11 protein-coding genes are annotated in these 14,766 nt (G+C 70.3%); 6 read left to right on the top strand and 5 right to left on the bottom strand.

All coding sequences use genetic code 11. The features are described 5' to 3' along the window. Positions 1-199 precede the first annotated feature (199 nt). Positions 200-1,555, bottom strand: a complete 1,356-nt coding sequence (locus OG225_RS23105; RefSeq protein ID WP_405177231.1) for a protoporphyrinogen oxidase — start codon at positions 1,553-1,555, stop codon at positions 200-202. A 19-nt stretch (positions 1,556-1,574) separates the two neighbouring features. Continuing rightward, entirely contained in the window at positions 1,575-2,630 is a 1,056-nt protein-coding gene (hemE, locus tag OG225_RS23110) for a uroporphyrinogen decarboxylase (protein WP_216907107.1), read from the bottom strand. A 171-nt stretch (positions 2,631-2,801) separates the two neighbouring features. Between hemE and OG225_RS23115 the strand changes: the two genes are divergently transcribed. Beyond that, positions 2,802-3,440, top strand: coding sequence for a DUF3000 domain-containing protein (locus OG225_RS23115; RefSeq protein ID WP_308165143.1), 639 nt, complete (start codon positions 2,802-2,804; stop codon positions 3,438-3,440). 22 nt (positions 3,441-3,462) lie between these two features. After that, on the top strand, positions 3,463-4,737 hold the full coding sequence (locus OG225_RS23120) for an HRDC domain-containing protein (RefSeq protein WP_405177232.1): 1,275 nt from the start codon (positions 3,463-3,465) through the stop codon (positions 4,735-4,737). 18 nt (positions 4,738-4,755) lie between these two features. Here OG225_RS23120 and dxs read toward each other — a convergent pair whose 3' ends face one another. Beyond that, positions 4,756-6,696 carry a 1-deoxy-D-xylulose-5-phosphate synthase gene (gene dxs / locus OG225_RS23125; RefSeq protein ID WP_405177233.1) on the bottom strand — a complete coding sequence of 647 codons (1,941 nt, stop codon included), beginning with the start codon at positions 6,694-6,696 and terminating at the stop codon, positions 4,756-4,758. A 191-nt stretch (positions 6,697-6,887) separates the two neighbouring features. Between dxs and glsA the strand changes: the two genes are divergently transcribed. Both glsA and OG225_RS23135 read left to right on the top strand, forming a co-directional pair. Further along, complete coding sequence (gene glsA / locus OG225_RS23130) at positions 6,888-8,753, top strand: glutaminase A (protein WP_405177234.1); 1,866 nt, start codon at positions 6,888-6,890, stop codon at positions 8,751-8,753. 17 nt (positions 8,754-8,770) lie between these two features. Further along, positions 8,771-9,442, top strand: coding sequence for an SIMPL domain-containing protein (locus tag OG225_RS23135; protein ID WP_405177235.1), 672 nt, complete (start codon positions 8,771-8,773; stop codon positions 9,440-9,442). Positions 9,443-9,476: 34 nt separating this feature from the next. On the opposite strand, the gene OG225_RS23140 is transcribed toward OG225_RS23135, so the two are convergent. Further along, entirely contained in the window at positions 9,477-9,947 is a 471-nt protein-coding gene (locus OG225_RS23140) for a MarR family winged helix-turn-helix transcriptional regulator (protein WP_405177236.1), read from the bottom strand. Positions 9,948-10,031: 84 nt separating this feature from the next. Here OG225_RS23140 and OG225_RS23145 point away from each other — a divergent pair, with 84 nt between their 5' ends. Together OG225_RS23145 and OG225_RS23150 are read left to right on the top strand one after the other, a co-directional pair. Beyond that, the gene (locus OG225_RS23145) at positions 10,032-11,663 is read left to right on the top strand and encodes a DUF3237 family protein (protein WP_405177237.1); all 1,632 of its coding nucleotides are present in this window, start codon (positions 10,032-10,034) and stop codon (positions 11,661-11,663) included. Positions 11,664-11,674: 11 nt separating this feature from the next. Further along, on the top strand, positions 11,675-13,246 hold the full coding sequence (locus OG225_RS23150) for a CocE/NonD family hydrolase (protein ID WP_405177238.1): 1,572 nt from the start codon (positions 11,675-11,677) through the stop codon (positions 13,244-13,246). 9 nt (positions 13,247-13,255) lie between these two features. On the opposite strand, the gene OG225_RS23155 is transcribed toward OG225_RS23150, so the two are convergent. Beyond that, entirely contained in the window at positions 13,256-14,725 is a 1,470-nt protein-coding gene (locus tag OG225_RS23155) for a class I SAM-dependent RNA methyltransferase (protein ID WP_405177239.1), read from the bottom strand. Positions 14,726-14,766: the final 41 nt, after the last annotated feature.

A 14,766-nucleotide genomic window follows, 5' to 3' on the forward strand; every position in this document is an offset into this window, starting at 1 on the left:
CATCTCGCCGATATCGGATGCGGTGACACCCGAACCACCCCACCGCCGACGTCTTGGCCGCATTCGGTCCGATCCAGGTCGGGTCGGTGGCGCGACCTTCCTCGGGCACAACTACGCGATCCGCGAGGGACACTCTCTGCGACTCTTCCGCCTGATGTCGCAGTCCCCCGCCGCCGCTCTCCGGGTATGAAGCGGGCGCTTACCGCTGCGGCGCGAAGCGGGCCGCCAACCGTCGCGCGGCGCGTTCGCCCGAGGCGACGCAGGCGGGGACGCCGACTCCGCGCAGGTACGCGCCGGCCAGGGCGAGGCCGTCAAGATCGGCTGTACCCGATTCGATCTCGGCGACGCGGTCGAGATGACCGGGGGCGTATTGGGCCAGACCTCCCGGCCAGCGCTGTACGACGGCCTCCAGTGGGTCGATCCGAATCCCGGTGACGGTCGCCAGATCCTCGGCGGCGGCGGCGATCAACTCGTCGTCGGACCACGACAGTGGCGCGGGGTCACCGAATTTGGCGAACGACGCGCGGACCAGGGCGGTCTCGCGGGCGCCCAGATGCGGCCATTTGCGGCTGGACAGGGTGAAGGCCTTGGCGCGCAGTGGTTCTCCGGTCGCCACCAGGACGCCGGAGTTGTCGGGCAGGGCTGTGTCGCCAGGCAGTGACAGTGCGACCACGACCGACGACGACAGCTCGATTCCGGCGGCGGCGGCCGCCGCGTCGGGTGCGACGGTGCGCAGCAGGCGGGCGGTGACGGGCGCGGGGGTGGCCAGGACCACGGCGTCCACCGCGCCGATCGGGTCGACCACCCAGCCGCGCGTCGACCTCGCCAGTCGCGTCACCGCGGTCTCGGTGAGTATCCGGGCACGCGAGCGCTCCGAAAGCGCTTGCAGCAGTACGCGGTAGCCGTCACGAATACCGCCGAACACCGGGGCGTCCGACGGCGGCGGCATGGCGGCGGCCACGGCGGCGGTCAGGTCGGGCGCGCCCGCGTCGAGCGCGGCGGCCAGGGTCGGCACGGCCGCGCGGACGCCGATGGATCGCGAGGTCCCCGCGTACACGCCGCCGAGGAGCGGATCGACGCTGCGTTCGGCCACCTGCGCGCCGAAACGGCTCGCGATCAGGCTGTAGACGTCGATGTCGGCGTCGGGATACCAGGCGAACGGGCGATGCGGTTCCTCGGCGATCATGGCGACGGTCTCGTCGTCGACCAGTCCGCGCACGGATTCGGCGGTCGACGGAATGCCCATCAGCGTGGCGTCCGGCATCGGATGCGCCGACCCGCCGGACCAGATCAGCGGCCTGCGTCCGGCGGGCACAACCAGTTGCTCGGCCAGTCCGAGTTCGCGCAGCAGGGCGGGCACCTCGGGTCTGCGCCCGACGAACGCCTCGGCTCCCAGATCGACGGGCTCCCCGGCCAATTCACCGGTGTACAGGATGCCGCCGACCCGCCGACCGCGCTCGACGACGACGATATCGGCATCGTCGCCGACCGTCGTGCGCAACCGATACGCCGCGACCAATCCGCTGATCCCGCCACCGACCACCGCGATCCTCATACGACGACCGTAACCCCTGTCAGAGTTCGTGGATGAGCTGTACCAGCGCGGTGAGCACCCCGGGGTCGGTGTCGGGCAGCACGCCGTGGCCGAGGTTGAAGATGTGACCCGCGGCGCCGAGGGTGATCGCCTCGTCGGCTTCGGCCGCGATACGCCTCGCCTCGGTCTCGACCGCGGCGGTGCCCGCGAACAGCACCGCGGGATCGAGGTTGCCCTGCAACGCCTTTCCCGGGCCGACGCGGCGCACGGCATCGGTCAGCGGCACCCGCCAGTCGACACCGACGACGTCGGCGCCCGCCTCGCCCATGGCTCCGAGCAGTTCGCCGGTGCCGACGCCGAAGTGGATCCTCGGCACACCCGCGTCCGCGATCTCGGCGAAGACCCGCTCCGAATGCGGAAGGACGAAATTGCGGTAATCGGCCAGCGAGAGCGCGCCGGCCCACGAGTCGAACAGTTGCACCGCGTCGACGCCCGCGGCGAGCTGGGCCTGGAGGAAGGCGATGGTGATGTCGGTGAGGGCGCCGAGCAGCGCGTGCCAGGTCTGCGGGTCGGCGTACATCATCGCCTTGGTGCGCTCGTGATTCTTGCTCGGCCCGCCTTCGACCAGGTAGGACGCCAAGGTGAACGGCGCGCCCGCGAAGCCGATCAGCGGGGTGTCGCCCAGCGCGTCGGTGAGCAGCCGCACCCCGTCGGTGACAGCACCGACCTCCTCCGGACGCAGGCGCGGCAACGCCTTCACATCGGCGACGGTACGGACCGGCGAGGCGATGACGGGGCCGACACCGGGCACGATGTCCAGGTCGATCCCGGCGGCCTTGAGCGGAACCACGATGTCGGAGAACAGGATCGCCGCGTCCACGCCGTGCCTGCGGATCGGCTGCATGGTGATCTCACACACCAGCTCCGGATCGAAACACGACTCGAGCATGCCTATGCCCTTGCGCAACTCGCGATACTCGGGCAGCGATCGTCCGGCTTGCCGCATGAACCAGACCGGACGCCTGCTCGGCTCGCCACCGGTGGCGGCGGCCAGGAACGGGGCATCGGTCAACCGGCGGCGGGTTTGAGTGCTCATCACCGCTCATCGTATGCGGGCCACCGGACCGACAGGCGTCGGCCCACCGCCGCGCGGAGACGATCCGAGTCGATCTCACCGGAGCCCGCCGAAACCCCCTCGCCGCCGCAAGAGCCCCGCGTGCGGCGCGCCTCCGACCCCGCCGGGTGCACAAGGTCTACCGTCGCATCCGTGACACCGCTCGACATCCGCGACGGCGCCGCACCGACCGAGGGATCCGATGGCGAACCAGCTCCGTTTCGCGCTGCGGTCGAGGCGATGGGCTCCGCAACTGTGCACCCCCGGATCGAGCTTGCGCCCATCCGGCCGCCGCAACGCCTCGCCCCGTACTCCTATGCGGTCGGCGCCGAGGTCAAACACCCCGAAACCCCCGTGGTTCCGGTCGATTCCGAGGGCGATGCCTTCGGCAGGCTGATCCTCCTACACGACCCCGACGGTGACGACGCCTGGCACGGGGTGTTCCGGCTGGTCGCCTATATCCAGGCCGATATCGACGCCTCGCTCGCCACCGACCCGTTGCTGCCCGAGGTGGCGTGGAGTTGGCTGGTCGAGGCGCTGGACTCGCGACCCGAGCCGTACACCGCGCTCGGCGGCACCGTCACCTCGACCAGTTCGGTGCGCTACGGCGATATCGCGGGGCCGCCGCGCGCGCACCAATTGGAGCTACGGGCCTCGTGGACGGCGGTGACCACGGATATGCGCCCGCACGTCGAAGCCTTCTGCGAGGTGCTCGCCTATTCGGCCGGTTTGCCGCCCGCCGGTATCACACATCTGCGGCCGGACTCGTACACGGGCAACGACCTCAGTTGACAGCAACGTAAAGTGCAGGTCTATGCCGGTAGCAGACGAGCCCGAAAAAGGGCACATCGTGGAGGAAAGCACAGCAGAACCCCTGCTCGCGCCCGCCGATGGTGTGCCACCGGTCCTGGTCACGGCGGCCGCGGTCGCCGCCGCCGCCGCGAAGATAGCCTCGGGTAGCGGACCACTCGCGGTCGACGCCGAGCGGGCGTCCGGTTTCCGCTACTCGGCGCGTGCGTACCTGATCCAGTTACGCCGGGCCGGTGCGGGCACCTTCCTGGTCGACCCGATTCCGGTCACCGACGCGCTCGGCCCGCTGGCCGAGGCGATCAACGACCTGGAATGGGTGCTGCACTCCGCGGACCAGGATCTGCCCGGACTGGCCGAACTCGGGCTGCGCCCGGCGCGGCTGTTCGACACCGAACTCGGCGGCCGACTGGCGGGCTTCGAACGGGTCGGGCTGGCGGCTATGGTAGAACGTCTGCTCGGACGCGCGCTGCGCAAGGGACACGGGGCGGCCGACTGGTCGACCAGACCGCTACCCGACGAATGGCTCAACTACGCGGCACTCGATGTCGAACTACTGCTCGAACTACGCGACGAGGTCGCCGCCGCCCTGGAGGAACAGGGTAAATCCGATTGGGCCGCGCAGGAATTCGAGCATGTGCGGATCACCGAACCGTCGGCTCCCAAACCCGATCGCTGGCGGCGGACCTCCGGAATCCACACGCTGCGCCGCGCCAGACAGCTGGCCGTCGTGCGCGAGTTGTGGACCACGCGCGACACGCTGGCGCGGGCGAGGGATGTGGCGCCCGCCCGCATTCTGCCCGACGCGGCGATCGTCTCCGCCGCCACCGCCGACCCCAAGACCATCGCGCAGTTGCGGACTTTGCCGGTCTTCGGCGGCCCGCGCCAGCGCCGGTACTCCCGCGACTGGCTCGCCGCGGTCGAACGGGCGCGCACCATGCCCGACAGCGACCTCCCGCCGCTGACCCAGCCGTTCGACGGCCCGCCCCCGGTGAATCGCTGGGAACGGCGCGACCCGACCGCGGCCGCCAGGCTGGTCCGGGCCCGCGCCGCGATGGGAGAACTGAGCACCACGCACGCGATCCCGGTCGAGAATCTGCTCTCCCCCGATCTCGTGCGGCGGCTGTGCTGGGACGGCCTACCCGATTACGACAAGGTCGGCGACGAGTCGGAACTGTCGTCCGCGATCGACGGGTTCCTCAAATCCGGCGGAGCGCGACCGTGGCAGCGCGAACTGGCGGTATCCGCCCTGACCGACGCGCTGACGCCACGGGAGCCGTGAGGCCGGTCCCCGGACCGATCAGACGGCGGCCTCGCCCGGCTCGGTACCCGCGTCGACCCGGACCGAGCGCGCGTCCAGCCAGCCCGCGATACGACGGGAGATGTCGGGGGCGGTGAGTCCGAGTTCCTCGTGCACGTCACCGCGGGTGGCGTGATCGAGGAATTCCTGCGGCACGCCGAGATCCCTGGTGGCGACGTCGAGTCCGGCGGCACGCAGCCGCGCCGACACCGTCGATCCGATACCGCCGTGCAGGCCGCCGTCTTCCAGGGTGACGACCAGGTGGTAGTTCTCGGCGAGTTTGACGATGGTGTCCGATACCGGAAGCACCCAGCGCGGATCGATGACGGTGACCGAAATTCCCTGGGGCTCGAGCAGTTCCGCGACCCGGATGGCGGTCTCGGCGAAGGCGCCGACCGCGACGAGCAGCACGTCACCGCGTCCGGTCCGCGCGCCGCCGTCGGAGGCGGCCAAGCGCAACACATCTACTCCGTCGAGCCGTTCGATCGCCGAGATGTCCTCGCCCACACCACCCTTGGGGAAGCGGAGCACGGTCGGCCCGTCGTTGACGGCCAGCGCCTCGCCCAATTCCTCACGCAGCGTGGCGGCGTCGCGCGGGGCGGCGACCCTGATGCCGGGAATGATGCCGAGCAGCGACAGATCCCACATGCCGTTGTGGCTGGCGCCGTCGGGTCCGGTGATACCGGCCCGGTCGAGCACGACCGTCACCGGTTGCTTGAGCAGGGCCACATCCATCAGCAACTGGTCGAAGGCGCGATTGAGGAAGGTCGAGTAGATGGCGACCACGGGATGCATCCCGCCCAGCGCCAGTCCGGCCGCCGAGGCCATCGCGTGCTGTTCGGCGATGCCGACGTCGAACATCCGCTCGGGGAAACGTTCACCGAAGGGCGCGAGTCCGGTCGGGCCGGGCATGGCGGCCGTGATCGCGACGATGTCGTCGCGGCGTTCGGCGTGGGCGATGAGTTCCTCGGAGAAGACCGAGGTCCAGCCGAGCGCCTTCTTCCCGGCCAGCGGACGGCCGGTGAGCGGGTCGATCGGATCGCAGGCGTGCATCTGATCGGCCACGTGGTTCTCGGCGTGCTCGTAACCGCGCCCCTTCTGGGTGACCACGTGCACGACGACCGGGCCGCCGAAATCCTTGGCCCGGCGCAGCGCGGCCTCCACCGCGACGATGTCGTGGCCGTCCACCGGACCGACGTATTTGAGTCCGAGATCGCTGAACAGTTCCTGCGGGCTCACCGCGTCCTTGATGCCCGCCTTCACCGCGTGCACCATCGAATACGCCGATTCGCCGACACGCGGAATGCTCTTGAGGATGCGCTTGCCCGCGTCGAGGGCGTGTTCGTAGGCGGGCTGGGTGCGCAGCGCGGTCAGCCGATCGGCGAGACCGCCGATGGTGGGCGCGTAGGAACGACCGTTGTCGTTGACGACCACGACGACGGGACGGTCCGGCGCGGCGGCGATGTTGTTCAACGCCTCCCAGCACATGCCACCGGTCAGCGCGCCGTCACCGACTACCGCGACCACGTGCCTGTCCTGCCCGCTCAACGCGAACGCCTTCGCCAGTCCGTCGGCGTAGGACAGCGAGGCCGACGCGTGCGAGGACTCCACCCAGTCGTGCGCGCTCTCGGCGCGGCTCGGGTAGCCCGACAGACCGCCCTGCTGACGCAGCGAGTCGAATCGGTCCTTGCGACCGGTCAGGATCTTGTGCACGTAGGACTGGTGACCGGTGTCGAAGATGAGCGGGTCGGCGGGCGAATCGAAGATCCGGTGCAGGGCGATGGTCAACTCGACCACTCCGAGGTTGGGGCCGAGGTGCCCGCCCGAGGCGGCGACCTTCAGCACCAGGAACTCGCGGATCTCCTCCGCCAGTTCGCGCAGTTGCGCCACGGTAAGCCCACGCAGATCTTCGGGTGTATCGACCCGGGAAAGCACTCCCACCTGAACTCGCTCCCTCCGGATTTTGCGTCTGATCCGATCAGTCTACGGAGCCGAACCAGTGCTCTCGCTCGACGTCTGCCTGTCACCAGGCAACTCCGGCGCCGAATGTGAGGCTCCACACGACCTGCCGCCTCCGGACTCACGGCCCGGCGCGACGGCGCGACCCACGTTACCCGCCCTACAGTGGTCGTGTGGCCGAGCCCGAGCATGTGCGTCCGCGAGCCGACGATCCGGGTGTGGTGGCACGTATCGTCGCCGACATCTACGAGTCCTGCCGCGCCGACCGGTCGGGCGAACTGGCCGACTACATCCCCGAACTGGCTGCGGTGGAGCCCGATTCGTTCGCCCTGTGCCTGGCCACTGCCGACGGCAGGTTGTACACGGCGGGCGACGCCGAGACCGTGTTCACCATCCAGTCGATCTCCAAACCGTTCACCTACGCGCTCGCACTGGCCGATCGGGGGCCGGAGGCGGTCGGCCGACACATCGACGTGGAGCCCTCCGGTGACGCGTTCAACGAGATCAGCCTGGATCCGGTGACCGAACGCCCACGCAATCCGATGATCAACGCGGGCGCCATCACCGCCGCCTCGCTGATCGCCGGACGTGACGCGGAGGACAAGTTCGAGCGGATTCGCCGCTGTTATTCACGCTTCGCCGGACGCGAACTGACCATGAACGAGCCGGTGTACGCCTCCGAAGCACGCACCGGCTTCCGCAATCGCGCCATCGGTTACATGCTGCGCTCCTTCGGGATCATCGAATCCGATCCCGACGACGCCGTCGACCGCTACTTCCGGCAGTGCTCGGTCGATATCACCTGCCGTGACCTGGCCGTCATGGCGGCCACTCTGGCCAACAACGGCCTCAACCCGCTGACCCGGGAGCGCGCGCTCACGCCCGCGCTGACCGAACAGGTGCTCAGTGTCATGACCACCTGCGGCATGTACAACGCGGCCGGCGATTGGGTGACCACCGTCGGACTGCCCGCCAAGAGTGGGGTCGGCGGCGGCATCCTGGCCGTACTGCCCGGCCAGATCGGCATCGCGGTCTACTCCCCGCGCCTGGACGCGCACGGCAACAGCGTGCGCGGTGTGGCGGCCTGTCGCGCGTTGTCGCGGCGGCTGGAACTGCACTTCCTGCACGTCACCCGGGCGGCGCGCACCGCGGTGCGCGGCGATTACACGGTGGCGGAGGTGCCGTCGCGGCTGCGTCGCGACACCGAGGACATGGAACTGCTGACCGCGTACGGGCACCGCGCCAGGCTGTACCAACTCGACGGCGATCTGCTGTTCGCCGGCGCCGAACGCGCGGTCAGGACCATCGAGGCGCAGGCGGGCGAGTTGGACGCGCTCGTGATCGATGTGCGCAGGGTCGGCGAGGTCAGCGGGATCGCGGGCGACATGCTCGGCGAATTGCAGACCGAACTCGCCGCGTCCGGATGTCTGGTCGCGCTCGTCGACCCGGACGCGCGGCTGGGGCGTACGGTCTCCGGCCTGGATCCGGACGATCCGTGCGGCCGGGTCTTCCTGGACCGCGACACCGCGACCGAGTGGTGCGAGGACGTCCTGCTGCGGCGCTACCGTCCGCCGGGCGACCGACTGCCCGCCGTCATCCCGATCGTCGAGCATCCGGCGCTGGCGGCACTCGGACACGAGGACAGGGCGCGGCTGGCCGAGGAGTTCGAGGTGCGCACCTTCACGCGCGGGGAGGTCATCGTGGCGCGTGGCAGCGCGCGCTCGGGGCTGTACCTGATCCTGGAGGGCCGGGTGCGGCTGGGATTCGAAGGGGCCGACCGGCGCGATCATCGGCTCGTCACCCTCACCGCCGGGATGTCGTTCGGCGAGATCCCGATGCTGGTCGGGTCGCCGTTCGTCAACGAGGCGCGCGCCGAGAAGAACGTGCGACTGGCGGTACTCGGGCCGCGGCGATTCGACACACTCGCCGAGGAGGCGCCGCATCTGAAGTTGGCGCTGCTGGAAAGGCTCGCCGCGGGAGCGTATTCGCAGATGGACGCGGCGGTGCGGTCCATCGCCGTCCGCGGCGGGGACTACTGACGGAGCAGGAGAACACGGTGGGCAAGAACCAGAGGAAATCCGCGACGGGCACGGTCACGACCTTCGGGCGCGGCTCGGTGCGCGCCACCCCGGATCTGATGCGGGTCACCGTCTCGATCGAGTCGCGGGCGGAGCAGGTCGCGCTCGCCTACGGGCAGGCGGGTGCGCGGGTCGGCGCCGTGACCGAAGCGCTGCGCGGCCAGGGCATTCCCGGCTCCGATATCGCCACCGGCGGGTTGTCGGTGCGCACCGAGACGGTCTGGACCGAAGGGCAGGGCAACCGGATCACCGGTTATCTCGCCACCACCGACCTGACGGTGGTGCTGCGCGAGATCGGGGCCGACGCCGATCCTGGACCGGCCACCGTCATCGCCGCTTGCGTGGCGGCGGGCGGTGACGATGTGCGACTCGGCGGCCTCGCGCTGAGCGTCGCCGACCAGGCCGGACTGCTGGCCCAGGCCCGCGACGCCGCCTGGGACGATGCCCTCGCCAAGGCCGCGCAATACGCCGTCCGCGCGTCGCGTGTCCTCGGTCCGGTCATCGAGATCACCGAGAACACCGCGTCGCCGGTGCCCGTCGCGCCGCGCCTCATGGCGGTGTCGGCGCCCGCGGGCGGTGTGCCGGTCCCGATCGAAGCGGGCGAGACCGAGATCTCGGCGAATCTGCGCGCCACCTGGCAATTGGACTGAATCCGAACCGACTCCGCCACAGTCTCGTTCGGCCCTAGGGCGTCGGCGGCCTGGACGCGACGATGCCCCGCAGCAGGGCGGTGAGGGCATCGCGGTCGGCGGCGGACAGTCCCGCGAACCACAGGTGTTCGCGCGAGGTCTGGAGTTCGAACGCCTCACGCACCGACTCCTCGCCCTTGGAGGTGAGGGCGATGGTGATGGCTCTGCCGTCGGTGGCCGAGCGGCGGCGTTCGACGAAACCCGTTCGCTCCAGGGTGTTGACGGCGTTGGTGACGGCGGAGCGACTCATCACCGACAGTTCCGCCAGGCGCGCGGGCATGGTCGGGCCGAGTAGCCACAGTTTGAACATCAGCCGGAAGCCGGGCAGGGTCAGCCCGCGCGGGCGATGGATGGCCGACTCCAGGTCGTTGATCATCAGGTACGCGGCGTGCAGCAGGTTGTAGGCCAGCGAGAACGTCGCGACGTCGGCTCCGGGAGCCCGTTGCGGCAGCTTCCGCCGCGCCATTTCCTCATATTTCTCCATTTTGCGCCCCCGGTAGTTCCTGTTTCATATTGTTATGGCCATAACTATCGAACTGTTGGAGCAGAAGTGCGGATCATCATCGCAGGCGCCGGGATCGGCGGTCTCACGACCGCGCTGAGCCTGCACGCGGCCGGGATCACCGAGGTCACCGTCGACGAGTCGGTCGGAGAACTGCGCCCGCTCGGAGTCGGGATCAACCTGCTGCCCCATGCCGTGCGAGAACTCACCGAACTGGGCCTGGCCGATCGGATCGCCCGCATCGGCGTGCCGATCGAGGAGCTCGTCTACGCCAACCCGCTAGGCCAGGTCATCTCCGCAGAGGAGCGCGGCAGGGCGGCCGGCTACCGGTGGCCGCAATACGCGGTGCACCGGGGCGAACTCCAGATGCTGCTGCTGGAAGCGGTGCGCGAACGGCTCGGCCCCGACACGATCCGCTGCGGACGTCCGGTGACGAGTCTCGATCACGACGCCGACCTGCTCATCGGCGCGGACGGCATCCGTTCCACCGTGCGCGCCGCGCTCTATCCCGACGAGGGGGCGCCGATCTGGAACGGCCTGACCCTCTGGCGCGGCACCACCCTGACCGAACCGTTCCTGACCGGCCGCAGCATGGTGATGTCGGGCGACGGCACCCGCAAATTCGTCGCCTACCCGATCGCCGAACCCGACGCCGACGGCCGGGTGCTGGTCAACTGGATCGCCGAACGGCCGACCGAGGGCGCCGCGGTGACCGGCGACTGGAACCGTCCCGCCGATCCCGAGGCGGTCGCCGCCGAATTCGCCGACTGGAAACTCGGCTGGCTCGACGCGCCGACGCTGATCGCCGCGGCCGAATCGGTCTTCGAATACCCGATGGTCGATCGCGATCCGCTGCCCCGATGGACCCACGACCGGGTCACCCTGCTCGGTGACGCCGCGCACCCGATGTACCCGGTCGGCTCCAACGGCGCGTCGCAGGCGATCATCGACGCCAGGGTGCTGGCGAACGCGCTGGCGACCGGGCGCGGTCCCGAACACTACGAACAGCACCGCCGCGAGGCCACCGCCGCGATCGTGCACGCCAATCGCGGCCTCGGCCCCGAGATGGTGCTGAGCCTGGCGGCCGAACGCGCCCCGCACGGGTTCGACGACATCGACGCGGTGCTGCCGCCCGAGGAACTCGCCGAGATCTCGCTGCGCTACAAGCGGCTCGCCGGATTCGACCCGTCCTCACTCAACGAGCGTCCGTCCTGGACGGTCCGGCCGACCCCCGCCCTGGAACGCCTCGCCACCTTCCGCGTCACCCTCGATCCGATCCTGCCGATCGGACGCACGCCATGGGGCGAACGCCGGGTCATCGGCATCACCGGCGGCTCCTTCGACGGGCCGAGGCTGTCGGGAACCGTCCTCGCGGGCGGGGCCGACTGGCAGATCGTGCACGACGACGGCACGGCCACCGTCGACACCCGCTACACCCTGCGCACCAACGACGGGGCGCTCATCTATCTCCAGACCCGCGGCCACCGGCACGGTCCGGACGAGGTCATGCGGCGCCTGGCCCGGGGCGAGGACGTCGATCCCGACACCTACTACTTCCGGCTCGTACTGACATTCGAGACCGCCCACCCCGACTACGCCTGGCTCGGCCGCACGGTGGCGGTCGCCACCGGCCGTCGCGAGGCGTCGGCCGTCGTCTACGACGCGTACGCCCTTTCCTGAGGAGAGTCGGAATGCCCCGCCATGCCATGCCCGTCTCGGTCGTTCACGGCCAGCCGATCGCGATGCGCGACGGCACGATCCTGCGCGGCGACCTGTACCGCCCCGACGAGGACGCCCGGCACCGGACCGTCCTGATGCGTTCGCCGTACGGGGAACGCACCGCGCGCATGATGCCGATCATGCCGCTGCTGGAAGCGGGCATGGCCGTGTTGTTCCAGCATTGCCGAGGGCGTGGCGACAGCGACGGCACCTTCACGCCCTGGGTGGACGAGGGCGACGACGGAGTCGACACCGTCGACTGGATCACCGCGCAACCGTGGTCGAACGGCGAGGTCGTCGCCACCGGCGGCTCGTATATCGCGGGCTGCGCCCTACAACTCGCCTCACGGCGTCCGCCCGCGCTGAAGGCGGTGGTCGCGTCGGTGACCCCGCACGATTTCTACGAGGGTCTCACCTATGTCGGCGGCGCGCTCGCCCTCGGATCGGCCCATCACTGGAGCACGTTGCAGGGTCTGCTCGGTCTGCTCCAGGCGGCGGCGACGGGCGACACGACCGCCTACGAACGGCTCGGCGCGCAGATGGCGCTGCTCGGCACGCCGCCCTCGGAGGACGGGCCGCTGCGCGAGGATCCGGTGGCGCGGGAATTCCCGTTCTGGACCGAGTGGGTCGACCATCCCGAACGCGACGCCTACTGGGAGGAACTCGCCTCCTCGCTGCGCCACGATCGGATCGAGGTGCCCGTCCTGCACACGGCGGGCTGGTTCGACGCGTTCCTGATGGGCACGCTGGAGAACCATCGCCGTCTGGGCGGGCCGCTGGTGATCGGCCCGTGGACCCACCTGTCCCAGGACGCCGCCGCGGGCGAACTCACCTTCGGCACCGCGGCGAGCGCGCAGATGGCCGGACTGGAGATCCAGCAGATCGCCCATCTGGCGGGGTTCCCGGCCGGGGGCGCGCCCGTCCGGATCTTCGTGATGGGCGCGAACGTCTGGCGCGACGAGCAGGAATGGCCGCCCGCCCGTGCCGTCGGGGTGCCGTTCTATCTGCATCCCGACGGTCTGCTGTCACCGCGCCCACCCGCGGCGGACGCCGAACCAACCCGGTTCCCCCACGATCCGGCCGCCCCCGTCCCGACCCACGGCGGCGGGCTGTTGCTGCCCGACCCGCGCAATATCGGCCCGCGCGATCAGCGCGTCAACGCCGAGCACCCGGGCATCGTGCGGTTCACGACGCCGCCGCTGGAACACGATATGGAGGTCACCGGGGCGGTCGCCGCGACGCTGTACGGCACGACCACCGCGCCCGGCGCGGACTGGACGGTCAAACTCGTCGATGTCTGGCCCGACGGCCGGGAGATGAACGTGCTCGACAGTATCCGGCGGTCGTCGTCCGACGATGTCGTCCACGAGGTCGATCTCGTCGCCACCAGCCAGGTCTTCGCGGCGGGCCATCGCATCCGCGTCGAGATCGCGGGCTCCAACTATCCGCGTTTCGATCTGCACCCGTCGCTGAAGGAGGGCGAGCAGACGCTGTTCCACGATGCCGGGCGTCCGTCGTTCATCACACTGCCGGTGATGCCGTAGGGCTGCCGGTCAGGCTCGCAGCAGCGCGACGCATTCCACGTGATGCGTCGCGGGGAAGGCGTCGAACGCGCGCAACTCGGCGAGGCGGTATCCGGCCGCCAGGTAGAGACCGAGATCGCGCGCGAAAGACGCCGGATCGCAACCGATGTGGACGATGCGGGCGGGTCCCGCCTCGCTCAGCGCGGCGATGACGTCCTTGCCCGCCCCCGCACGGGGCGGATCGAGGACGACGACTTCGGGCGCGGGCCCGCTCGCATGGTCGGTGATCCAGCGCTCGACCCGGTCCGCCCGCAGCTCCAGCCAGGGCAGATCGCTCAACGCGGCCCGGCCGTCGGCGACCGAGGAACGCGACGATTCCACCGCGAGCACCGATCCGGTCGGTCCGACCTGCTCGGCCAGCCTGGCCGCGAAAACCCCGACTCCGCTGTACAGATCCCACGCGAGGTCACCGGGGCGCAATCCGGACCACTCGGCGATCAGATCCGAATAGCATTGCGCCGCACCGTGATGCGCCTGCCAGAAGCCGGTGGCCGACAGTTCCCAGCGTCGACCGGCGACGTATTCGACCGCCCGGCCGCTGCCCACGACCACCCACTCGTCACGCGGGGCGTGGGTCGCGGCACGCCGCGCGGTCGCGCCGCGCCGTTCCTGCGCACCCGCGCGATCGGAATCCGCCCGGCCCGACGTCGCGGCGTATTCGCCGACTCGCCGTGCGCCCTCGTCGCGCGGGCGGCTCGCACGATCGGACCGGCCCGCGCCGCGTTTCGCGCGCCGATCGAACTCACCCCGCGCCGCACGGTCGCCGCCGGACCCGCGCCCGCCCGGCCCCGTGCGCGCGGTGTCGTCACCGCGGCCGGCACCGGGCACGACCGCGGGGGCGAGTTCGACGATATGGCGCACGCCGTCACCGTCCACCGCGACCACCAGATCAGCGCCGGGCGTCCACGGTCGATCGGCGATATCGGCCATGGCGTCGGGAACCGGTTGCGGGCAGCGCAGATCCGTGATGACGCCGGTGCCGCGATACGCGTGCACCCCGGCCCTGCCCTGTTCGTCCACGGCGAGCCGCACCCTGGTGCGCCAACCGCCGGTCACCTCGGGCGCCGAACCCACCAGCGGTTCCACCGTCACCTCGCGTTCGACACCCGCGATCCGGCGCAACTGCTCGGTGACCACCGACGCCTTCAACGCCCGTTGCGCCGCCGGGGTCGCGAAGGAGAAATCGCAGCATCCCGCTCCGCCCGGCCCCGAGACCGGACAGGTCGCGGCGACGCGATCGGGGGAGGCGCGCAGGATCTCGACGGCGTCGCCGCGACAGAACGACCCGCCGCGATCCTCGGTGACCCGGACCCGCACCAGTTCGCCGGGCAGACCGTGCCGCACGAACACGACGCGGCCCTCGTGCCTGCCGACGCAGAATCCGCCGTGTCCCGGCGTACCGAGTTCGACCTCGAAGATCTCGCCACGCAGATCACTCATCGCCACTCATCCCGTTCGACAGAAACCCGAATACGTGACCG

It is taken from the genome of Nocardia sp. NBC_01377, from assembly GCF_045040005.1.
In the GTDB taxonomy this organism is placed as follows: Bacteria; Actinomycetota; Actinomycetes; order Mycobacteriales; family Mycobacteriaceae; genus Nocardia; species Nocardia noduli.

Excerpts from the sequence above, each read along its gene's own strand:
- OG225_RS23105 (WP_405177231.1), bottom strand. The coding sequence starts at position 1,555 with ATGAGGATCGCGGTGGTCGGTGGCGGGATCAGCGGATTGGTCGCGGCG.
- hemE (WP_216907107.1), bottom strand. The coding sequence starts at position 2,630 with ATGAGCACTCAAACCCGCCGCCGGTTGACCGATGCCCCGTTCCTGGCC.
- OG225_RS23120 (WP_405177232.1), top strand. The coding sequence starts at position 3,463 with ATGCCGGTAGCAGACGAGCCCGAAAAAGGGCACATCGTGGAGGAAAGC.
- OG225_RS23140 (WP_405177236.1), bottom strand. The coding sequence starts at position 9,947 with ATGGCGCGGCGGAAGCTGCCGCAACGGGCTCCCGGAGCCGACGTCGCG.
- OG225_RS23150 (WP_405177238.1), top strand. The coding sequence starts at position 11,675 with ATGCCCCGCCATGCCATGCCCGTCTCGGTCGTTCACGGCCAGCCGATC.
- OG225_RS23155 (WP_405177239.1), bottom strand. The coding sequence starts at position 14,725 with ATGAGTGATCTGCGTGGCGAGATCTTCGAGGTCGAACTCGGTACGCCG.